Origin of the sequence: Janibacter sp. LM, from assembly GCF_039631275.1 — a bacterium.
Taxonomy (GTDB): Bacteria; Actinomycetota; Actinomycetes; order Actinomycetales; family Dermatophilaceae; genus Janibacter; species Janibacter terrae.
Genome location: NZ_JBDIVG010000001.1, coordinates 120,741 through 142,058, shown reverse-complemented (window position 1 = coordinate 142,058; position 21,318 = coordinate 120,741). Strand labels below are relative to the sequence as shown.

21 protein-coding genes are annotated in these 21,318 nt (G+C 73.5%); 4 read left to right on the top strand and 17 right to left on the bottom strand.

All coding sequences use genetic code 11. The features are described 5' to 3' along the window. Positions 1-24: 24 nt before the first annotated feature. The 4 genes from smc to ABC138_RS00650 form a co-directional block, all read right to left on the bottom strand. Positions 25-3,618, bottom strand: a complete 3,594-nt coding sequence (gene smc, locus ABC138_RS00665) for a chromosome segregation protein SMC (protein WP_345912444.1) — start codon at positions 3,616-3,618, stop codon at positions 25-27. Positions 3,619-3,731: 113 nt separating this feature from the next. After that, complete coding sequence (map, locus tag ABC138_RS00660; protein ID WP_068325172.1) at positions 3,732-4,493, bottom strand: type I methionyl aminopeptidase; 762 nt, start codon at positions 4,491-4,493, stop codon at positions 3,732-3,734. Beyond that, positions 4,490-4,804: a chorismate mutase gene (locus ABC138_RS00655; protein ID WP_068325173.1), complete on the bottom strand. Its 315-nt coding sequence runs from the start codon at positions 4,802-4,804 to the stop codon at positions 4,490-4,492. Before ABC138_RS00655 ends, map begins: the two co-directional genes overlap by 4 nt. 44 nt (positions 4,805-4,848) lie before the next feature. After that, entirely contained in the window at positions 4,849-5,139 is a 291-nt protein-coding gene (locus ABC138_RS00650; protein ID WP_068325174.1) for an acylphosphatase, read from the bottom strand. A gap of 70 nt (positions 5,140-5,209) precedes the next feature. Here ABC138_RS00650 and ABC138_RS00645 point away from each other — a divergent pair, with 70 nt between their 5' ends. Then, the gene (locus tag ABC138_RS00645; RefSeq protein ID WP_338538415.1) at positions 5,210-7,120 is read left to right on the top strand and encodes an acyltransferase family protein; all 1,911 of its coding nucleotides are present in this window, start codon (positions 5,210-5,212) and stop codon (positions 7,118-7,120) included. Between the two features lie 6 nt (positions 7,121-7,126). Here ABC138_RS00645 and mutM read toward each other — a convergent pair whose 3' ends face one another. From mutM to ABC138_RS00600, 9 genes are all read right to left on the bottom strand, one after another. Beyond that, positions 7,127-7,993, bottom strand: a complete 867-nt coding sequence (gene mutM, locus ABC138_RS00640) for a bifunctional DNA-formamidopyrimidine glycosylase/DNA-(apurinic or apyrimidinic site) lyase (protein ID WP_068325176.1) — start codon at positions 7,991-7,993, stop codon at positions 7,127-7,129. 11 nt (positions 7,994-8,004) lie between these two features. Beyond that, a complete protein-coding gene (gene rnc / locus ABC138_RS00635) occupies positions 8,005-8,751 on the bottom strand; it encodes a ribonuclease III (protein ID WP_068325177.1) in 747 nt (248 codons plus the stop codon). Between the two features lie 13 nt (positions 8,752-8,764). Then, on the bottom strand, positions 8,765-8,959 hold the full coding sequence (rpmF, locus tag ABC138_RS00630; RefSeq protein WP_068325178.1) for a 50S ribosomal protein L32: 195 nt from the start codon (positions 8,957-8,959) through the stop codon (positions 8,765-8,767). A gap of 1 nt (position 8,960) precedes the next feature. Further along, positions 8,961-9,488, bottom strand: coding sequence for a YceD family protein (locus ABC138_RS00625; RefSeq protein WP_082807591.1), 528 nt, complete (start codon positions 9,486-9,488; stop codon positions 8,961-8,963). Positions 9,489-9,682: 194 nt separating this feature from the next. Next, positions 9,683-10,165, bottom strand: coding sequence for a pantetheine-phosphate adenylyltransferase (gene coaD, locus ABC138_RS00620; RefSeq protein WP_068325180.1), 483 nt, complete (start codon positions 10,163-10,165; stop codon positions 9,683-9,685). Further along, on the bottom strand, positions 10,162-10,719 hold the full coding sequence (locus ABC138_RS00615) for a hemerythrin domain-containing protein (RefSeq protein WP_068325181.1): 558 nt from the start codon (positions 10,717-10,719) through the stop codon (positions 10,162-10,164). Before ABC138_RS00615 ends, coaD begins: the two co-directional genes overlap by 4 nt. A gap of 50 nt (positions 10,720-10,769) precedes the next feature. Further along, a complete protein-coding gene (rsmD, locus tag ABC138_RS00610) occupies positions 10,770-11,345 on the bottom strand; it encodes a 16S rRNA (guanine(966)-N(2))-methyltransferase RsmD (RefSeq protein ID WP_068325182.1) in 576 nt (191 codons plus the stop codon). A 55-nt stretch (positions 11,346-11,400) separates the two neighbouring features. After that, positions 11,401-13,620: an ATP-dependent DNA helicase RecG gene (locus ABC138_RS00605; protein WP_345912441.1), complete on the bottom strand. Its 2,220-nt coding sequence runs from the start codon at positions 13,618-13,620 to the stop codon at positions 11,401-11,403. Next, on the bottom strand, positions 13,620-15,275 hold the full coding sequence (locus ABC138_RS00600; RefSeq protein ID WP_345912440.1) for a DAK2 domain-containing protein: 1,656 nt from the start codon (positions 15,273-15,275) through the stop codon (positions 13,620-13,622). Before ABC138_RS00600 ends, ABC138_RS00605 begins: the two co-directional genes overlap by 1 nt. A 179-nt stretch (positions 15,276-15,454) precedes the next feature. Here ABC138_RS00600 and rpmB point away from each other — a divergent pair, with 179 nt between their 5' ends. Further along, positions 15,455-15,649, top strand: a complete 195-nt coding sequence (gene rpmB / locus ABC138_RS00595) for a 50S ribosomal protein L28 (protein ID WP_068325185.1) — start codon at positions 15,455-15,457, stop codon at positions 15,647-15,649. Positions 15,650-15,719: 70 nt separating this feature from the next. On the opposite strand, the gene thiL is transcribed toward rpmB, so the two are convergent. Beyond that, positions 15,720-16,736, bottom strand: coding sequence for a thiamine-phosphate kinase (gene thiL, locus ABC138_RS00590; protein ID WP_345912439.1), 1,017 nt, complete (start codon positions 16,734-16,736; stop codon positions 15,720-15,722). A 55-nt stretch (positions 16,737-16,791) separates the two neighbouring features. On the opposite strand from thiL, the gene ABC138_RS00585 reads away from it, so the two are divergent. After that, complete coding sequence (locus ABC138_RS00585) at positions 16,792-17,274, top strand: DUF3515 family protein (RefSeq protein WP_245634713.1); 483 nt, start codon at positions 16,792-16,794, stop codon at positions 17,272-17,274. 3 nt (positions 17,275-17,277) lie between these two features. Here the strand turns inward: ABC138_RS00585 and ABC138_RS00580 are convergent, their stop codons facing one another. After that, complete coding sequence (locus ABC138_RS00580) at positions 17,278-18,405, bottom strand: D-alanine--D-alanine ligase family protein (RefSeq protein WP_068422425.1); 1,128 nt, start codon at positions 18,403-18,405, stop codon at positions 17,278-17,280. 31 nt (positions 18,406-18,436) lie between these two features. On the opposite strand from ABC138_RS00580, the gene ABC138_RS00575 reads away from it, so the two are divergent. Further along, on the top strand, positions 18,437-19,543 hold the full coding sequence (locus tag ABC138_RS00575) for a PLP-dependent aspartate aminotransferase family protein (protein ID WP_068325188.1): 1,107 nt from the start codon (positions 18,437-18,439) through the stop codon (positions 19,541-19,543). Positions 19,544-19,545: 2 nt separating this feature from the next. Here the strand turns inward: ABC138_RS00575 and ABC138_RS00570 are convergent, their stop codons facing one another. Together ABC138_RS00570 and ABC138_RS00565 are read right to left on the bottom strand one after the other, a co-directional pair. Beyond that, positions 19,546-20,544, bottom strand: a complete 999-nt coding sequence (locus tag ABC138_RS00570) for an NAD(P)H-dependent glycerol-3-phosphate dehydrogenase (protein ID WP_345912438.1) — start codon at positions 20,542-20,544, stop codon at positions 19,546-19,548. Further along, positions 20,541-21,302, bottom strand: coding sequence for a lysophospholipid acyltransferase family protein (locus ABC138_RS00565; RefSeq protein ID WP_068325190.1), 762 nt, complete (start codon positions 21,300-21,302; stop codon positions 20,541-20,543). The genes ABC138_RS00570 and ABC138_RS00565 overlap by 4 nt, the downstream gene beginning before the upstream one ends. Positions 21,303-21,318: the final 16 nt, after the last annotated feature.

Below are 21,318 nucleotides of genomic sequence, written 5' to 3'. Positions count from 1 at the left end.
CCGCACGGACCGGGGCAAAGGGGGTCAGGCCGGCTGCTGCTCGCCCGCGGGGGCCACGTCGCGCAGGCGCTGGCTCACGACAGTGGTGATCCCGTCGCCGCGCATCGAGACGCCGTAGAGGGCGTCGGCGACCTCCATCGTCTTCTTCTGGTGGGTGATGACGATCAGCTGGCTGGAGTCGCGCAGCTCCTCGAAGAGCATGATCAGGCGCCCGAGGTTGGTGTCGTCGAGGGCGGCCTCGACCTCGTCCATGATGTAGAAGGGCGAGGGCCGGGCCTTGAAGATCGACACGAGCAGGGCGACGGCGACGAGGGAGCGCTCACCACCGGAGAGCAGCGACAGGCGCTTGACCTTCTTGCCCGGCGGGCGGGCCTCGACCTCGATGCCCGTCGTGAGCATGTTGGCCGGGTCCGTGAGGAGCAGCCTCCCCTCGCCCCCGGGGAAGAGGCGGGAGAAGACGCCCTCGAACTGCTCGGCGGTGTCGGCGAAGGCCTCGGAGAAGACCTGCTCCACCCGCTCGTCGATCTCCGCGACGATGTCCAGGAGGTCCTTCCTGGACTGGCGCAGGTCCTCCAGCTGGGTCGAGAGGAAGGTGTGCCGCTCCTCGAGCGCCGCGAACTCCTCGAGCGCCAGCGGGTTGACCTTGCCCAGGGCCTTCAGGCCGCGCTCGGCGGTGCGCAGGCGCTTCTCCTGGACCTCGCGGACGTAGGGCTGCGGGTCGGGGAAGTCCTCTGACTCCGGGTCCTCGTCGGGTCCCGCGACGTGCGGGACCAGGCGGTGCGGGCCGAACTCCTCCATGAGCACGTCGGGGTCGACGCCGAGCTCCTCGATCGCCTTGGCCTGCAGCTGCTCGATCCGCGCGATCTGCTGGGCCCGCGCGACCTCGTCGCGGTGGACCTCGTCGGTCAGCTCGCGCAGCGCGTCCTGCTGCTCGGCCAGCTCTGTCCGCAGCACCCGCAGGGCCTCGTCGCGCTCGGTGCGGGCGGACTCCCCCGCGTCGCGCTGCTCGGCCGCGACCCGGGCGGCGGCCGCGATGCGCTCGCCGGACCAGCGCGCGGCGGTCTCGACGGCGGCGGCGACCTCGGCCTCCCGGCGGCGACGCTCCCTTCGCGCCCGCAGGCGCTCACGGGCGGCGATCTCGTTGCGGGCGGCGCCCTCGAGCGACTCGGCCCGGCCGTGGAGCGAGCGGGCGCGCTCCTCCTTGGTGCGAAGGGCGAGACGCACCTCGGTCTCGGCGGTCCGGGCCGCGCGGGCCTCGAGCTCGAGACGCTCACGGTCGTCGGTGACCTCCTCGGCGTCGTCCTCGGCGGGCGCGGCGGACGCGTCCTCGAGGCGCTGCTCGAGCTCGGCGAGCTCGGTGCGATCGGCCTCCAGGGCCGTGGTGACCTCGGCGATCTTCGTGCGGGTGCGCTCGGCCTCGGCCCGAGCGGTACGGGTCGTCGTGCCGAGCCCACCGAGCTGCTCGGCGACCGCGGCCATGCGCGCGTCGGACTCGTGGAGGGCCTCCATCGCCGCGTCGCGCCCCTCGACCCGTTCGGCGAGCACGGCCCGCGCGGTGGTCAGGGCGAAGGTCGCCTCCTCGCTGCGGCGGGTGGCGTCCTCGAGCGTCGCGCGGGTCTCGTCGACGGCGGCCTGCAGCTCGAGCAGGCTCGGCGCGGCGCTCGACCCCCCGCGCACGAACCCCGGCCCGTAGACGTCCCCGTCGCTGGTGACCGCGGTGAGGTGGCCCAGCTCGTCGACGAGGGCGAGGGCGCTCGGGGTGTCGGGCACGAGGGCGACACGCTCGAGCACCTGCTCGACGGCGGGGCGGACCCCGTCGGGGGCCTCGACGACGTCGAGCGCCCAGACCGCGTGGTCCGGCAGGGCCGGCCAGCCGGCCCGGTCGGAGGGGCGGGCGGTCGCACCGACGACGAGCGTCGCGCGACCCGCGTCGTCGGTGCGCAGGCGCTCGACCGCGCGGGCGGCGGCGTCGACGCTGCCGACCGCGAGCGCGTTGCCGGCCTGGTCGAGGGCCGCGGCGACGGCCGCCTCGTGGCCCCCGGTCACGGTGACGAGCTCGGCGACCGAGCCGATGATCTCGTGGTCGGCGTCCGCGGCCTCGCGCAGCGACTCCACGCCGTCCTTGCGACGCAGACTCATCTCGAGGGCCTCGAGACGGGCACGGGCGGAGTCGCGCTCGCGCTCGGCGGCCCGGCCGGCCTCGACGATGCGCTCGACCTCCTGGGCGGCCGCGTCGTGGGCGTCGGCGGCGCGCTCGTAGACCTCGTCCAGGCTCTCCTCGCTCCCTTCCTCGTCCGCGATCGTGCCCTCGAGGCGGGTGAACTCGCGCTCGGCCTCGTCGGCCCGGGCCAGGGCGGTCGCGACGACCTCCTCGAGGCGCCCGACCTCTGCCTCGCGGGCCTCGACGCGGGAGCGCCGGGCGCCCACCTGGCCGGCGAGCCGGGCGAGGCCCTCGCGGCGGTCGGCCGCCCGCTGGGCGAGGGTGGCGATCCGCCGCTGCTCCGCGGCGTGGGCCTGCTCGGCGGCCTCGCGCGCGGCGACGGCCGCGGCGAGCTGCTCGGTGATCGCGGCGACCTCGGCGCGCAGCGCCTCCTCGTCGCCGCGGGCCTGGGCGGCCTGGGCGCGCAGGGCCTCGGGGTCGCGCCCGCTCGTCGTCTCCTCCTGCTCGTCCTGCCCGAGCAGGCGCACCCGCTCGGCGGCCAGGGAGGCGGTGGCGGAGAGTCGGTCGGTGAGCGAGGCGAGGCGCACGGCGCGCTGCTGCGCGGCAGCGAGCTCGGCGGCGGCGGAGGCACCGGCCTCCTCGTGCTCGGTGATCCGGGCGCGGGCGGCGAGCACGGCCTGCTCGAGGCCCTTGCGGCGCTCGAGCATCGCCTGCTCGTCGGCGACCTCCTGCTGCAGGGCCGAGGTCATCCGCACGAGGTCGTCGGCGAGCAAGCGGTGCCGGGCGTCCCGGGCGTCGGCCTGGATGACGGCCGCCTTGCGGGCGGTCTCGGCCTGGCGCCCGAGCGGCCCGAGCTGGCGGCGGATCTCGGTCGTCAGGTCGGCGACCCGGGAGAGGTTGGCCTCCATCCCCTCGAGCTTGCGGATCGCCTTTTCCTTGCGCTTGCGGTGCTTGAGGACCCCGGCGGCCTCCTCGATGAACCCCCGGCGTTCCTCCGGCGTCGCGCGCAGCACCGCGTCGAGCTGGCCCTGGCCGACGATGACGTGCATCTCACGACCGATGCCCGAGTCGGAGAGCAGCTCCTGGACGTCGAGCAGTCGGCACGACGTGCCGTTGATCGCGTACTCCGAGCCGCCGTTGCGGAACATCGTCCGGCTGATCGTCACCTCGGTGTAGTCGATCGGCAGCGCACCGTCGGTGTTGTCGATCGTCATCGTCACCTCGGCGCGACCCAGCGCCGCCCGGCCGGTCGTCCCGGCGAAGATGACGTCCTCCATCTTGCCGCCGCGCAGCGACTTCGCCCCCTGCTCCCCCATCACCCAGGCGAGCGCGTCCACGACATTGGACTTGCCGGAGCCGTTCGGCCCGACGATGCACGTGATCCCCGGCTCGAGCCGCAGGTGCGTCGCCGAGGCGAACGACTTGAAGCCCTTGAGGGTGAGGCTCTTGACGTACACGAGCGAGGCGCTCCTCGGGCCGACGGGTGGATTCGGGCCACTCTACTTCGCCGGCTCCCCGCGGGGTCGGCTCCGGCTCGGACCGGCGCCGGTGCTCACGCGCGGGTCATGACTCAGGCGGTGAGGACGATCGGGTCCCCGTCGGTGATGGCGACGGTGTGCTCGCTGTGCGCGCCGCGGGAACCGTCCGCGCTGCGGAGGGTCCAGCCGTCGGGGTCGGTGTAGATCTCGTCGGTCGTGGCGAGGAACCACGGCTCGATGGCGATCGTCAGGCCGGGACGAAGGGGGATGCCGCGTCCCGGGCGGCCGTCGTTGCTCACGTGCGGGTCGCCGTGCATCTCGCGGCCGACGCCGTGGCCGCCGAACTGCGTGTTGATCGAGTAGCCCTCGGCCCGAGCGACGGCCGCGATGGCGGCGCTGATGTCACCGATCTTGTGGCCGGGCCGGGCGACCTCGATGGCTGCGGCGAGCGCGCGCTCGGTGGTGTCGATGAGGCGCAGGTCCTCCGGGTCGGGCGTCCCGACGACGAAGGAGCGGGCCGCGTCGCACACCCAGTTGTCCACGGAGACGGCGAAGTCGACGGACAGCAGGTCGCCGTCGCGCAGCCGGTAGTCGTGGGGCAGGCCGTGGAGGACCGCGTCGTTGACCGACGTGCACAGCACCTTGCCGAAGGGGGACGCGCCGAAGGAGGGGTGGTAGTCGATGTAGCAGGAGGTGCCGCCGGCGGCGCGGATCATCTCGTGCGCGACCGCGTCGAGCTCGAGCAGGTTGGTGCCGACCTCGGCGACCTCGGTGAGCCGCTGGAGCACGTCGCGCACCAGGCGACCGGCCGGGCGCATCGCCTCGACCTCGTCAGGGGTCTTCAGCTCGATCATCGGGGCTCCTGCCCGCTCGTCGCCTGCTGGCTGGCGATCTGCTCGTGGTGGTGGATGACCTCGGCGATGACGAAGTTGAGGAACTTCTCCGCGAAGACCGGGTCGAGCCCGGCGTCGTCCGCGAGGTCACGCAGGCGGGCGATCTGGCGCTCCTCGCGCGCCGGGTCGGCCGGCGGCAGGGCCAGCTCGGCCTTGAGGACGCCGACCCGCTGCGTCGCCTTGAACCTCTCGGCCAGCAGGTGGACCAGCGCCGCGTCGATGTTGTCGATGGACTGGCGCAGCCGCAGCAGCTCGGGGGGTGTCTCGCTCACCCGGTCAAGGCTAGGTCACGCGGCGTGGTGGCCCCGAGGCGATCTCACTTCTCGACGAAGCCGGCGATGTCCCCCTTCGCCGCTCCCTCCTGCCGCACGACGGAGGTGACGGCGCCGGGCCGGCGGGCGGTCGAGGGCTCCTCGCGCAGCAGCGCGTCCAACGCGTCGAGGGACGAAGGGGGCCCCTCCGCCACCACCTCGACCCGCCCGTCGTCGGTGTTGCGGGCGTGTCCGACCAGCCCCAGCTCGAGCGCCCGGGCGCGGGTCCACCAGCGGAAGCCCACTCCCTGCACCCGTCCCCGGACGAACCACGTCGCACGCGCCACACCACTCATGGGCGCGAAACCTACCCGTCCACGGTGCGCCTCCCCCACCGGAGGCCCCGGAGTGCCTAGCGTCGACACCGTGGGTCAGCCAACTGCCACCGACGCGCCACGCGCTTCGGCACCCGCCGCGCTCCTCCCCGCCGCACCGACGGCCCCGGGACGGTCCCGGCGTGGCCACCTGGCGGGCCTGGACGGCCTCCGGGCGCTGGCGATCATCTCCGTGCTCGTCTTCCACCTCGACCCCGCGTGGCTGCCCGGCGGCTTCCTCGGCGTCGACATCTTCTTCGTCATCTCGGGCTTCCTCATCACGACGCTCCTCGTGCGCGAGCGCCGCAGCACGGGCGGGGTCGACCTGCGCGGGTTCTGGACCCGCCGGGCCCGACGCCTGCTCCCCGCCCTGCTCGTCGTCGTGCCGGCCGCGATCCTCATCGCCCGCACGGTCGAGGCCGACCTGCTCGTCGGCATCCGCCGCCAGGCCCTCGGCGCCCTGACCTTCTCGACCAACTGGCTCGAGATCGCGAGCGGCAGCAACTACTTCGCCGCGACCTCACCGCAGCTGTTCATGAACTTCTGGAGCCTCGCGGTCGAGGAGCAGTTCTACCTCTTCTGGCCGCTCGTCATGCTCGGCCTGATGTGGGTGCACCGACGCTTCGCCGTCACCGAGGGCGCCGTGGCCACCCTCGTGCTCGGTATCGGCCTGGTCTCCGCGCTGCTCATGGCCGTGACCTTCGACCCCGCGGCACCGACCGTCGCGTACTACGGCACGCACACCCACCTCTTCGGGCTCATGCTCGGGGCGGCGCTCGCGATCGTCTGGACCGGCCCCCTGCGCGCCTACACGACGACGTCCCTGTGGCGGGCCCGTCGCGGCTGGCTCGTGGGCGCGTCGTTCGCGACGATCGCGCTGCTCCTCGCCGTGGCCGGGGAGGACCACGCGTGGACCTTCCGCCTGGGCATCCCCCTCGTCTCGGTGGCCAGTGCCATCCTGCTGCTCGCCGCCGTCGAGCGACCGGGCCGACTGCGGACCGTGCTCGAGCTGCCGCCGCTGACGTGGATCGGTCAGCGGTCGTACGGCATCTACCTGTGGCACTGGCCGGTCATCCTCATCGTCGCCCAGGACATCCCGACCAACGCCGGCACCTCGGAGTTCGTCTGGACCCGCGTGTGGGCGGTCGTCGTGACGCTCGCGATCGCGGACCTGTCCTTCCGCTTCGTCGAGACGCCGGTGCGCCGCCTCGGCTTCCGCGGCACCGCCCGTCGCATCGGGCGGGCCTTCTCCCTCCGTTCCGCCCGCAGCCGCAAGGTCGTCCTCGGCGTCGCGGTCGTGGCCGCGATGGTCTTCGGGATCGTCCTGGTGACCGCGCCGGAGACCACGACGACGCAGCAGACGATCGAGCGCAACCAGGCCCGGGCCTCCGCACCGCGCCAGACCGCGCCGGTCAAGACCTTCAGCGGGACCAAGAGCTTCACGATGCCGAAGGGGGACGAGATCGACGTCTTCGGCGACTCGATGGTCGTCGGCTCGGTCCCGGCGCTGGAGTACTACTTCCCCGGCATCCAGATCGACGCCAGGTCCAACCGCCGCTGGACCGACGGCCTGAGGGCCGTGGACGCCGCCGGCAGCTCGCTGCGGCGCGCGGTCGTCCTCGCCTTCGGCACCAACGCCGGCACCGACACCGCCACCCTGGAGCGGATCCTCGACCGGGTCGGCGAGGACCGCATGGTCGTCATCGTCAACCTGCACGCCGACCGGCTCTCGCGCATCGACGACGACAACGCCGCCCTGAAGGAGGTCGCCGACGCCCACCCCAACGTCGCCCTCGCCGACTGGGACGCCGCGGTCGTCGCGCAGGACCTGCAGGCCGACGGCATCCACCCCTCGCTCGGCGGCGCGCACACCTACGCGGCGACCATCCGCCAGGCCTTCGCCGACCTGTCCGAGAAGCACACCGGCAAGGCCGTGCGGCTCAAGGAGCTCCCCCGCCCCTGAGCGGCCTCAGAGCCCGCGGGGCCGGACCTGGCAGCGCGGGCAGCTCGTCGAGCTGCGGTTCATGAACTGCTCCCGCCGCATGGTGCTCCCGCAGCGCGGGCACGGCCGGCCTTCCTGGCCGTAGGCGGCGAGGGAGCGGTCGAAGTACCCCGAGGCACCGTTCACGTTGACGTAGAGCGCGTCGAAGCTCGTCCCGCCCTGGCCCAGCGCCTCGGCCATCACGTCGCGGGCGTGGTCGAGCAGCCGGCCGATCGTCGGCTTGGTGAGCGCGGAGGCAAGGCGCTCCCCGTGGACCTGCGCGCGCCACAGGGCCTCGTCGGCGTAGATGTTGCCGATCCCCGAGACGACGGTCTGGTTGAGCAGGACCCGCTTGATCCCGCTGCGGCGTGCCTTGATGTCGCGCACGACGGCGTCCCGGTCGTAGCCGGGGTCGAAAGGGTCGCGCGCGATGTGCGCGACGCTCGTCGGCACCCCGTCGACGAGGTCGGCGAGCGCGAAGCCGCCGAAGGTCCGCTGGTCGACGAAGCGCAGCTCGCGACCGCCGTCGGTGAAGGAGACCCGCGCGTGGGTGTGCCTGGCCTCCGCGTCCGCCGGGTCGGTGACGAGGAGCTGCCCGCTCATCCCGAGGTGGACGATCAGGGCCTCGTCGGCCACCGCGTCCGGCGCGTCCGCCAGGGACAGCCACAGGTACTTGCCGCGGCGGTGCGCCCCGGTGACCGTGCGTCCCGCGAGCCGGTCCGACAGGTCCTGCGGCCCGGGGGCGTGACGACGCGCGACCCGGTGGCCGTGCAGGACGACGGTCGAGATGGTCCGGCCCGTCACGTGGTCGGCGAGGCCTCGTCGCACGACCTCGACCTCGGGCAGCTCAGGCACGTCGGGTCACGTCAGGCGGGGTTCATCGGCTCGTGCACGACCAGGGTGGCGTAGGCGTCGGCCGCGGCCTGCTGCTCCGCGACCTTCTTCGTCCGGCCGGTCCCGTGACCGCGGACCTCGTCGCCGACGACCGCCTCTGCGGTGAAGGTCTTGTCGTGGTCCGGGCCCTCGTCGCTCGTGCGGTAGAGGACCCCGCCGAGTCCTTGGCCGGCGGCGACCTCCTGGAGCGAGGTCTTCCAGTCCAGCCCGGCGCCGAGGGTGGCCGAGCGCTTCATGAGAGGGCCGAGCAGGGAGTGCACGAGCAGCCCGGCGGCGTCGAGCCCGCCCGGCTTGGGGGTCGAGAGGTAGACCGCGCCGATGACCGCCTCGACGGTGTCGGCGAGGATCGAGTTCTTGTCCCGCCCACCGGTGGTCGTCTCGCCGCGGCCGAGCAGGATGTAGTCACCCAGGTCGATGGCACGCGCGACGTCGGCGAGTGCCCGCATGTTGACGACCGCCGCCCGCAGCTTGGCCAGCTCCCCCTCGCTGAGGTCGGGATGGCTCTCGTGCAGGTGGTCGGTGACGACGAGCCCGAGCACGGAGTCCCCGAGGAACTCCAGCCGCTCGTTGTGCGGCAGGCCGCCGTGCTCGTACGAGTACGACCGATGGGTGAGGGCACGCGTGAGCAGCGGCTCGTCGACGGGCTCCCCGGTCACCTCGGTGAGGTACTGGGAGAGCTCCTCGACGGGCCGCTGCTGCGACGAGGTCCTGTCGCTCATTGCGACAGGGGACTCAGGCCTGGTGCTCGGTACGGTCCGCGGTCGCGTAGTAGCGACCCTTGTAGGTACCGCACGACGGGCAGGCCTGGTGGGCCGGCGCCGGGGACTTGCACTGCGGGCAGGTCGACAGCGCGGTGGGCGTTGCCTTCCAGTTCGCGCGGCGGCTACGGGTGTTGGAGCGCGACAGCTTCCGCTTCGGGACGGCCACGTCAGTTCCTCTTCTCTTCGTTGTCCTCATCCCCCGGCCGGGCGGCCAGAGGCGCGAGCGCCTCCAAGGACGCCCACCGGGGGTCGATCAGCTCGTGGTGGTGGTCCGGGTCGTCCTCGAGCCTGGCTCCGCACTCGGAGCACAGTCCCGGGCAGTCGTCCCGGCACACCGGTTGGAACGGCAGGTTCGGCAGAACCGCGTCCCTCAGCACCGGTTCGAGGTCGATCTGGTCGTCCTCGATCTGGTGCTCTTCCTGCTCATCGGCCTCGGCATCCACCTCGCGGTGGTGCTTCGCCCGATCCGGCCAGACGAACAGCTCCTGGAAGTGGTTGTCGACCCGCAGGTCGAGCTCGTCCAGGCACCGCACGCAGGCTCCGACCGCCGTGGCAGAGACCGTCCCCGTCACCAGGACACCCTCGTGCACTGACTCCATCCGCACCTGCAGGTCCATCGGCTGGCCCTGCGGGATGGACAGCACGTCCGTGCCGAAATCGGCTGGCGCCTCGGCCTGGAGGTCCACTTCGTGCATCGACCCGGGACGACGGCCCACGTTCTTGGCGTCGAGCACCAAGGGCGAGGCGGGGGCGTTGCGGTTCATGGCTCCAGTTTCCGTGAGAACGGCCCACGACACGACGACGTAGACCGACGCACCAGAGTACCGGGGGATCCCCCTTCGTCCCAAACCGGCGGATCATCGGTGGTCCGGGCGCGAAGGGAGGGACCTCAGGACCGCGCCAGGCGCTCCAGGAGGCCGGTGCGCACGGCCTCGGGGACGAGGCCGGTGATGTCCCCGCCGAAGCGCGCGACCTCCTTCACCAACGAGCTCGAGATGTGCTCGTGCCGGGGGTTGCCCGGCAGGAAGAGCGTCTCGACCTCGGTGAGGTGCCGGTTCATCAGCGCCATCGGCCACTCGTACGAGAAGTCGATCTCGCCCCGCAGGCCCTTGACCATCACGCCGGCGTCGAGCTGGGTGCACACGTCGACGACGAGCATGTCGGCGAAGGCCTCCACGCGCACGTTGCCCAGGTGGGCCACCTCGTCACGGATGAGGCCGACCCGCTCGTCGACGGTGAAGGTCCCCTGCTTGGCCGGGTTGTGCAGGATCGCGACGACGACCTCGTCGAAGAGCGTCGAGGCCCGCGCGAAGACGTCCAGGTGACCGACGGTGACGGGGTCGTAGGACCCGGGGCAGACCGCCCGCGTCACTCGGAGGGCTGCTCGTCGTTCGGGAGCAGGCCGTCGTCGTAGGCCTTCTTGACGATCTTCTCGACGTTGTCGAGCGAGCCGGCGCCGGACTCGAGCAGGGTGTTGCGCTTGGCGAGCCACGTCTCCGCCAGCTGCTGGCGCAGGTCCTGCGACGCATCCTCACGGGCGGGGTTGAGGATCGACAGCTCCTCCTCGCCGATGTGGTGGTTGAGTACCTCGGCCACGGCCTCGAGGGCGTCCTCGAACTTCTGCGTGTCCGTGCCCTTGGCCTGGAGCAGCTTCAGCAGGGCCTCGTTGGTGGCGGCGTGCTCCTCCTCGCCGTGCTCCTCCTCCTCGCCGTCGATGACCTTCTTCGACTTCAGCTTGGGGTAGACCGCCTCCTCCTCCGCCTCGCTGTGCGCGACGAGGAGGTCGGAGAAGGCCACGCGGGCGGCGTCACGGTCCGCGCTCTCGTCGCGCATGGCCCGCATGAGGTCCTCGAGGAGGCGGTGGTCCTGCGAGATGAGGTCGACGATGTCGCCGGACGTGGGCTGCGGGATGGTGTAGTCACTCATGGGACCATTCCTACCCGATCCGGGTGCCGGCACACCGGCGGCGCGACGGCTCAGATCTGGTAGTCGGGGGCGACCCTCGTCGCGAACCACAGGACGGTCTCACCGTAGGACTTCGAGTCCTCGGCGACGATCCCGTCCGGCCACGTCGGCTCGGGCGAGCGCGAGGAGCGCTCGACGACGATCAGCGGCTCCTGGGCGAGCCACTGGTGGGTCAGCAGCATCTCGAGGACCGCGGCCAGCGACTCCTCGGTGACGTCGTACGGCGGGTCGGCGAGCACGAGGTCGTAGTGGAGCGAGGCCGGGCGGTCGAGCGCCTGCTCGACGGTGCTCGACTGCAGGCGCGCCCCCGCGACCCCGAGGTCGGAGATGTTGGCCCGGATCGTGGCCGAGGCGCCACGGTCGGACTCGACGAGCAGCACGCTCGCCGCCCCCCTGCTGGCCGCCTCGAGACCGAGGGCGCCGGAGCCGGCGTAGAGGTCCATGACGTGCGCGCCGTCGATGACGCCGCGCGCCTCGAGCGAGCTGAAGAGCGCCTCACGCACGCGGTCGGTCGTGGGCCGGGTGCCGTCGCCCGTGGGCGTGCGCAGTCGTCGCCCGCCGGCCTCACCGCTGATGATCCGAGTCACGGGTCCATGATGCGCCATGGGCGCGGCCCCGGCCCAACCAGCACGACGGCGGGCCTCAGCCCTTCTCGAGGTAGGCCGCCTGCTCCGCGTCCAGCCAGTCCGCGATCGTCGCCCGCAGGTCGGGGTGGCCGGCCAGGTCGCGGTCCTCGGCGAGCAGCTCCTGGGCGTCCTCGCGGGCCTCCTCGATGATCGTCTCGTCGCGCAGGACGGACAGGTGCTGCAGCTGGCTGCGCACCCCGTGCTGGGCGGTCCCGAGGACATCTCCCTCGCGGCGCTGGGTGAGGTCGAGGCGCGCGAGCTCGAAGCCGTCGGTCGAGCCGGCCACGGCCGTGAGCCGTTCCATCGCGGAGTCGCTGTCCGAGCCCGTCATGAGCAGGCAGACGCCCGGGTGCCCGCCACGACCGACCCGGCCGCGCAGCTGGTGCAGCTGGGAGACGCCGAAGCGGTCGGCGTCGAGGATGACCATCGTCGAGGCGTTGGGGACGTCGACGCCGACCTCGATGACCGTCGTCGAGACGAGGGCGTCGACCTCTCCCGCGTGGAAGCGCGCCATGACCCGGTCCTTGTCCTCCGGTGCCATGCGGCCGTGGAGCATCTCGAGCCGGAGCCCCTGCAGCGCCGGGGTCGCCCGGAGCGTCTCGATGACCTCCTCGACCGCGGCGAGCGGACGCTGCTCGGGCCGCTCGCCCTCGAGGCGCTCGCCGTCGTCGTGCTCGTCGTCGACGACCGACTCCTCCGCGACGAGGTCCGCGCCGTCGGCCTCCTCGCCCTCGTCGCCGCCGATGCGGGGGCAGACGACGTAGGCCTGCCGCCCGGCCGCGACCTCCTCGGCCACCCGCTGCCAGGTGCGCTCGACCCACCCCGGCTTGTGCGTCGGTACGACGTGCGTGGTGATCGGCTGGCGGCCGCGCGGCAGCTCGCGCAGGGTCGAGGTCTCCATGTCGCCGAAGACGGTCATCGCCACCGTCCTCGGGATCGGCGTCGCGGTCATGACGAGCAGGTGCGGGGGCGTGACCCCCTTCGCCCGCAGGGCATCACGCTGCTCGACGCCGAAGCGGTGCTGCTCGTCGACGACGACGAGCGCGAGGTCGGCGAAGGTCACCCTGTCCTCGAGGAGCGCGTGGGTCCCGATGACGATGCCCGCCTGCCCGGAGGCGATCTCGAGCATCGCCTGCTTGCGGCGGGCCGTGGACATCGACCCGGTGAGCAGCGCGACGCGGGTGGCGTGCTCGTCGCCTCCGAGCATCCCCCCGTCGGCCAGGTCACCGAGCATCGCGCGGATCGACGTGGCGTGCTGGGACGCGAGGACCTCGGTGGGGGCGAGCAGCACCGCCTGTCCCCCGGCGTCGACCGCCGCGAGCATCGCGCGCAGGGCCACGATCGTCTTGCCGGAGCCGACCTCGCCCTGCAGCAGGCGGTGCATCGGGGTGGGGCGGGCCATCTCGTCGAGGATCTCGCGACCGACCTGCTGCTGGCCCTCGGTGAGCTCGAAGGGCAGCCGGTCGTCGAACGCGGCGAGGAGACCGCCCTCGCGCGGCGTCCGTCCCCGGGTGACGACGGCCGCCGCGGCGAGCCGACGCTGCCCGAGGATGCACTGCAGGACGAGCGCCTCCTCGTAGCGCAGCCGGGCCTTGCCGGCGGCGACCTCGGCGTGGTCACGGGGGGCGTGGATGGCACGAAGGGCGGCGCCCCGGTCGAGCAGGCCGCGGCGGGTCCGCACGGGCTCGGGGACGGCGTCGACGACGTCGTCGAGCTGGCCCAGGACGAGCCGCACGCAGCGCGTGATCGTCCACGGGTGGACACCGGGTACGTGCCGGTAGATGGGGATGAGGCCGGTGTGCTCGGCGTCGCCGAGCTCACCCAGGGCCGCGGCCTCCTCGAGCGTCGCGTAGCCGGGGTGGGCCAGCTGACGCACGTTGCGGTACTCCGACACGGTGCCCGCGAAGAGCAGCTCGCGCCCCGCGACGAGCTTGTGCTCGTGGCCGCGGGCGTCGAAGAAGGTCACCCGCAGGCGCGAGCGCCCGTCCGTGATCGTCGCCTCGAGCATGCGTCCCCGACGCGACTTCATCGTGCGGGTCTCGGCGTGCTCGACGCGGGCCACCGCGACGAGGAAGTCCCCGACGCGCGGCTGCCCGAGGTCGGCCTCGGCGGTGCGGTACCGGCGCGGCCAGAAGTCGAGCAGCTCGCCCACGGTCTCGATCCCGCGGTGCTTGGCCAGCTTGCTCGCGGCCTGGCCGCCGAGCAGCCCCTTGAGCCGGGTGGTCTCCGACGCCACTACTCGGCCCCGAGGAGGAGCAGGTAGTGCGGCTGGCGCCCGTCGACGAGCTCGACCTCGACGCCGGCGCGGTGCTCCACCAGCCACCGCTCGAGCCGGCCGGTGAGGCCCTCGGGCGCGCCCTCGCCGGTGACCATCGTCACGAGGTCGGCGCCGGGGCCGGTCAGGGTCTCCAGCACCCGGGTGGCGACCTCCTCGACGTCGGAGCCGACGATCGTGATGTCGCCGCTCACCACCCCGAGCACGTCGCCGACCTCGCACGGGCCACCCGAGGTCAGCCCGGCCTTGACCGCGATCGTCACCGCGCCGTGCCGGGTGGCGGCAGCGCTGTGCGTCATGGCGAGCACGTTGGCCCGCGCCGGCAGCCCCGGATCGAAGACGGCCAGCGCGGCGAGCCCCTGCACCGCCGTGGCGGAGGGGATGACGTGGACGGTCTGCCCCTCCTGCGAGGCGGCGTGGGCGGCGGCCTCGGCGGCCATGCGGGTGTCGCGGTCGTTGGGCAGCAGGATGACCTCGGCCGTGCCCGCCGCGCGGACCGCGGCGACGATCTCGCCGGCCGACGCCCGGCGACCGGGGCCCGACGGCAGGGTCGCGGCGCCGGCCTGCTCGAGCAGCTCGGCGATGCCCGGGCCGGCGGCGCAGGCCACGATCGAGACCCCTGCGCGCGGCGGCCCGTGGCCGGGCTCGAGCAGGGTGACGACGACGCGCTGCGGGGCGGCGTGCGCCAGGCCCGCCTCGAGCACGGCCCCGATGTCGTCCGTGTGGACGTGCACGTGGGTGACGTCCTCGGCGGTGGAGACGACGACGCTCTCGCCGAGACCGTCGAGACGGGCGCGCAGGGCGGCGACGCCCCCTTCGTCCACGTCGTGCACGAGGTACATGACCTCGTAGGCCGGGCCCTCGCACCCGCCCGGCGCCGTCACGGCCTCGGTGCGCTCGCGCGACCACTCGGCGCGCCGCTCGAGCGAGATGTTGAGGGTGAACTCGTCGACCGCGTAGTGGTTGTCGGGGCCCTGCTCGCGCACCACCTGGTCGAGCGCCTCGACGAAGAGGAGGTACCCGGCGCCCCCGGCGTCCACGACGCCCGCGTCGGCCAGGACCGGCAGCTGGTCCGGGGTGCGGGCGAGCGCGGTGCGCGCGGCCTCGACCGCGGCCCGGGTCAGGTCGCCGAGGGAGCCGCCGGCCTCAGCGACCCGCGTGACCTCCGCGGCGGTCGCGTCCGCGACGCTGAGGATCGTCCCCTCCTGCGGCCGCACGACGCTCTCGCGGGCGCGCCGGGCGCCCTGGCAGACCGCTCGGGCGACGGCGGTGACGTCGACCTCGTCGAGGCCCTCGGCGACGACGACCTCGCTCACGCCTCGGATGAGCTGGCTGAGGATGACGCCGGAGTTGCCGCGGGCCGACATGAGCGCGGCGCGGGAGATGGCGGCGGACTCGACGGCGAGCGGCAGCTGCCCGGTGAGCCCGGCGGCCTCCTGCTCCGAGCGGGCGACGTCGAGCGCCTGGTCGAGGGTCAGGTACATGTTGGTGCCGGTGTCGCCGTCGGGCACGGGGTAGACGTTGAGCGCGTCGATCTCGGCACGACGGGCCGCGAGCGCGGCGCGCGTCACGACGACCCACCTGCGCACCGAGTTCGCGTCCAGGACCTCCAGCACGTGCGTCACGTTAGTGGAGCGGCGTCGCACCGTGCGGTACGGGGAGGGCCGCCGGGCCGTTTTGGTCCCGCGGGGCGCCCTCGGCTACTCTGTACCGGTTGCCCGGCGCCGTGTCCCCTCTCCGAGGTGGGCTGCCGGAGCGCATCACTCACGTTACTGACGAACACAGGAGATTCCCCGTGGCTGCCAACTGCGACGTCTGCGGCAAGGGCCCGTCCTTCGGCCACTCCATCTCGCACTCGCACCGCCGTACGAAGCGTCGCTGGAACCCCAACATCCAGCGCGTGCGTGCGAAGGTGGGCGTCGCGGGTGCGACCCCGAAGCGTCTCAACGTCTGCACCTCCTGCCTCAAGGCCGGCAAGGTCCAGCGCTGACCCTCGCCTGACACGAGACGAGCCGCCGTTCCCTCCCCGGGACGGCGGCTTCTTTCGTCGCCCGACGCGGTCAGGGACGGAAGTGGTCCCACCCCAGGACGTCCGGCTCCACACCGTCGACGAGCACGCCCGGCTCCCCCACGACGCACGCCCCGAGGACCCGCCAGCCGGCCGGCACCCCGCCCGGTGGGAAGGTCGCGACGAGCGAGTGCTCCTCGCCGCCCGAGAGCACCTGGCGCAGCGCCTCGTCGGCGCCGAGCGCGTCGGTGAGCGCTCCCGCGGCCTCCGCGGTCAGCGCCCGGCCGGACAGCTCCACCCGCAGCCCGCTCGCCCGGGCCAGCCGACCCAGGTCGCGCACGAGCCCGTCGGAGACGTCGATCATCGCGGTGGCGCCGGCGTCCGCGGCCCTCGGGCCCTCGGCGAAGGGGGGTTCCCCCGCCGTGCGGTGCACCCGGCACAGCTCGTCGACGGCGCGCTCCAGGGGTGACGCCGCCGCGTCCGGCTGCGGGTCGAGGTGCGTGCGACCGCGCCCGGCGAGCAGCAGCTGCAGGCCGCCCCCCGACCGGCCGAGGGTTCCGGCGACCGCCACGACGTCGCCGGGTCGGGCGCCGTCACGCCGCACGGGAGGACGACCGGCCAGGTCACCGACCGCCGTGATGGCGACGATGATCGTGCCGGGACCGGCGGAGGAGAGGTCACCGCCGAGGACCGGGGTCCCGGCCGCGCGCGCCGCCTGCGCGATGCCCGCGGTGAGGTCGACCGCCCACTCGACCTCGGTCCGGGGGTCGGCGGCGAGCGCGATGAGCAGCCCGGTCGGGACGGCGCCCATCGCGGCGATGTCGGCCAGGTTCTGCGCGACGACCTTGCGGCCGATCTCGTGGCCGCTGGACCAGTCGTCGCGCCAGTCACGCTCCCGCACCATCGAGTCGGTCGTGAGCACGACGGCGCCCGAGGGCGCGGCGAGCACGGCGGCGTCGTCGCCGGGCCCGAGGTGGACGTGCGCGGGTCCGGTCGTCCCGTGGAGCAGCGGGAAGATGCGCGCCAGCAGCTCTCCCTCGGAGAGGTCACGCAGGCGGGTGCCGGGCATCAGGGGTCTCCCGTCGGACGAAGGGGGGTCAGGACGGCACGGTAGCCTCCCGGCCGTGACCTCCTCACCCCGGCGTCACGAGGGACTCGTCCCCGCGACCCTGCTGCTGCTCGCCGTCGTGGGCGCGGGCGTGCTCGGCACGGCCGTCACCGGCCGCCCGGCGGAGGTCGGCATCCCGCTGCGGGCGGACGATCCAGCGTGTGCGGCCGCGAGCACCCACTGGCCCGAGGAGGTCGACGGGGAGACCTCGCGCGAGACGGACCCGAGCGACCCGGCCGTGCGGGCCTGGGGCGACCCCGCTGTCGTCGCACGCTGCGGCGTCCCGGCGATGCCGCCCACGCAGGACCAGTGCGTCGTCGTCGACGAGATCGGCTGGGTCGCGGAGGACCTCGGTGACGGCACGCGGCTGACGAGCTTCGGTCACGACCCCGCGATCGAGGTCATCGTGCCGCAGGAGCACGGTCCGGGCCCGCTGCTGCTGCCCGCCTTCTCCGACGCGGTGCGCGAGCTGCCGACCAACGGCCGCGAGTGCAGCTGAGGCTCAGCGCAGGCCGACGGGACGCTCGAGCGCGAGCTGGATCAGCTCGTCGACGAGCTCGGGGTAGGTGACCCCGCTCTCCTGCCACATGCGCGGGTACATCGAGTGCGGGGTGAAGCCGGGCATGGTGTTGATCTCGTTGATGACCACGCGGCCGCCCTCGGTGACGAAGCAGTCCACGCGCGCCAGGCCCTCGCAGGCCAGCGACTCGAAGGCCGCCGCAGCGAGCCGGCGCACCTCGTCGGCCGCGCCCCGCGGCAGGTCCGCCGGGCAGGAGAGGACGACGGAGGCCTCGTCGAGGTACTTGGCCTCGAAGTCGTAGAAGTCGTGCCCGTGGCCCGTCTCGACGACGATCTCGCCGGGCTGCGAGGTGCGCGGGGCGTCGAGGCCACGCCCCTGCAGGACGGCGCACTCGATCTCCCGGCCGACGATGCCGGACTCGACGATGACCTTGAGGTCGTGCTCGCGGGCGGCCTCGATCGCGGCCTCGAGCCCGTCGGGGGTGTCGACCTTGGACACGCCCATCGACGAGCCGGCGCGGCAGGGCTTGACGAAGACCGGGTAGGTCAGGGCACCGACGGCGTCCATCGCGGCGGCCCGGTCGCGGCGCCACTGGGCATCGGTGATGACGGTGTACGGGCCGACGGGCAGTCCGGCGCCCGCGAAGACGACCTTCATGTAGTGCTTGTCCATGCCCGCAGCAGAGGCGAGCACGCCCGAGCCGACGTAGCGGATGTCGGTCAGCTCGAGCAGCCCCTGCAGGGTGCCGTCCTCGCCGTAGGGGCCGTGGAGCAGCGGGAAGACGACGTCGACCTCGCCGAGGGCCTCGAGCGCCTCGCCGGGCCGGTGCACCGTGAGCGTCGTCTCGCCCACCCGGGTGGGGAGGATGACCTCGGTGCCGGTGTCGGTCACCTCGGGGGTGTGGCCCGGGGTGAGCGCGAGCGCGTCCGGGTCGTCGGCGGCCAGGACCCAGGCACCCTCGCGGGTGATGCCCACGGGCACGACGTCGTAGGCCTCGCGGTCGATCGCCCGCAGGACCCCGGCGGCGGTCGCGCAGGAGACGGCGTGCTCGGAGGAGCGCCCGCCGAAGACGACGGCGACGCGGGGCTTGCGGCTGGGATGGCTGCTCATCGGGGGAAGACTAACGTCTAGCCTCACGCTCATGGAGCACCCGAACGACGACGCGCACGCCGACCTCTCCCCCCGCACCAAGGTCGTGGCCCTCGGCCGTCCCGAGCGCACGGCCGGCGCCGCGCTCAACCCCCCGGTCACCTTCACGTCCACGTACATCCAGGACGGGCCGATCAACTACGCCCGCGTGGACAACCCGACGTGGACCCCCTTCGAGGAGGCCGTCGGTGAGCTCGAAGGGGGGCGCGCACTCCTCTTCTCCTCCGGCATGGCCGCGGTGCACGCCGCCCTCTCGCTCGTCCCGGCCGGCGGCACCGTCGTCGCCCCGGCGGCCGCGTACAACGGCGTCGTCGTCTCCCTCACCGAGGCCGAGCAGGAGGGCCGGCTCAGCGTGCGCTGGGTCGACGTCACCGACACGGACGCGACCGTCGCCGCCCTGCCCGGCGCGGACCTGCTGTGGCTCGAGTCGCCGTCCAACCCGCTGCTCGAGCTCGCGGACATCTCCGCCCTCACCGCCGCCGCCCACGAGGCGGGCACCCTCGTCGTCGTCGACAACACCTTCGCCACCCCGCTGCTGCAGCGCCCGCTCGAGGACGGCGTCGACGTCGTCGTGCACTCGGCGACGAAGTACCTCGCCGGCCACTCCGACGTCATCCTCGGCCTGACGGTCACCGCCGACACCGAGCACGGCCGCGGGCTGCACACCCGACTGGCCCGGCAGCGCACCCTCGGCGGCGCGATCGCCGGCCCCATGGAGGCCTGGCTCGCCCTGCGCGGGCTGCGGACGCTCTCCCTGCGCCTGGAGCGGGCCTGCGCCAACGCCGCGGACCTCGCCGAGCGCCTGCGCTCCCACCCGCGGATCTCCCGCGTGCGCTACCCCGGCTGGGGCGCGATCGTCTCCGTCGAGGTCACGGGCGACGGCGACGGGACCGAGGCCGCGGAGGCCCTGACGACCGGCACGCGGGTCTGGTCTCCGTCGACGAGCCTCGGCGGCGTGGAGTCCCAGCTCGAGCGGCGCCGCCGTCAGCCCGGCGAGCCGGAGGCCGTCCCGGTCAACCTCGTGCGACTGTCCGTCGGCGTCGAGGACGTCGAGGACCTGTGGACGGACCTGCGCAGGGCGCTCGACGCGCTGGCCTGACGTCAGTCGGTCTCGTGCTTGCGGGCGCGGCCCAGCAGGACGCCGACCATGTCCTGCGGCGAGACCCCCTCGTGCACCACGCGGGTGACCTGCTCGGTGATCGGGACGTCGACCCCGTGCGCGCGGGCGAGGTCGAGGATCGAGGCGCAGGACTTCACGCCCTCGGCGGTCTGCTTCGTCTGCTCGGTGACGTCGGCGACGGACAGGCCCTCGCCGAGCTTGACGCCGAAGGAGTGGTTGCGCGAGAGCGGCGACATGCACGTGGCGATGAGGTCGCCGACGCCCGCGAGGCCCGACATCGTGCGCGGGTCGGCGCCGAGCGCCATCGCCAGGCGCGTGGTCTCGGCGAGGCCGCGGGTGATGATCGTCGCCTTCGTGTTGTCGCCGAAGCCCAGGCCCGCGGCCATGCCGACGGCGAGCGCGATGACGTTCTTCACCGCGCCGCCGAGCTCGGCCCCGATGACGTCCGTGGACGTGTACGGCCGGAAGAACGAGGTCGAGCACGCTGCCGCCACCCGGTTGGCCGCCTCGAGGTCCGGGCAGGCGACGACGCTGGCCGCCGGCTGCTGCTGGACGATCTCCTTGGCGAGGTTGGGCCCGCTCACGACACCGATGCGGTCGACGGGGACGCCCGCCACCTCGTGGATGACCTCGCTCATCCGCCGGGTCGTGCCGAGCTCGATGCCCTTCATCAGCGACACGACGATCCGGTCACCGGCGAGCAGCGAGCCCCAGTCGGAGAGGTTGGCGCGCAAGGACTGCGAGGGCACGGACAGGATGACGATCTCGGCACCGTCGGCGACCTCGGCCGGGTCGGTGGAGGCGCTGATCCTCGGGGAGAGGCGCACCCCGGGGAGGTAGTCGTCGTTGGACCCGGCGTTGATCTGGGCGACGAGCTCGGCGCGGCGGCCCCACACCCGCACGTCGTTGCCGCCGGCCGCGAGGATCGTGGCGAAGGCGGTGCCCCAGCTGCCGGCACCGAAGACCGCGATGTGGCTCATTGGTCGTCTCCTGACGTGTAGTTGCCCGTGACCCGCATGCCGTGGGCCCTGGGGTCGAAGCGCTGCGCCGGAGCGCGCTCGCCGCGCAGCTCCTCGAGCTCGTGGGTGATGGCGGCCATGATCCGGTCGGTCGCGGCGACGAGGAGCGGGCCGGTGACCGGCCGGCCGTGGAGGTCGGACAGGTCGACCGGTGGGCCGAAGCGCACCCGGATGAGGGTGCGGCGGCGCCCCAGCCGCAGCCGCAGTCGCTTGGAGTACCGGGGCAGCAGGTCCTGCGGACCCCACTGGGCGATCGGGATGACCGGGACGCCGGACTGCAGCGCGAGCCGGGCGGCGCCGGTCTTGCCGCGCATCGGCCACAGGTCGGGGTCCCGCGTCAGGGAACCCTCGGGGTAGACGACGACGCACTCCCCCGCCGCGAGAGCGCGGACCGCGGGCGCCAGGGCGTCGGCCGCGTGCGTCGTCTCCCGGTCGACCCGCACCTGCTTGGCGTGGCGCAGCACCCAGCCGACGACCGGGGTGTCGAAGAGGGTGCTCTTGGCGAGGTACACGGGGCTGTGGCCGCGGTCGTACAGCACGTGCGCCCACGGGAAGGGGTCGACGTGCGAGACGTGGTTGGGCGTGACGATGAACCCACCGCGGGTGGGGACGTGCTCCAGACCGCTCACCTCGTAGCGGGCGAGGGCACGCATCCCGAGGCGCAGCACACCGGCTGCCGCCCGGTACGCCACGGGGGTCGGTGTGCGGTGGACGACCATGTCACCTCATTCTGCG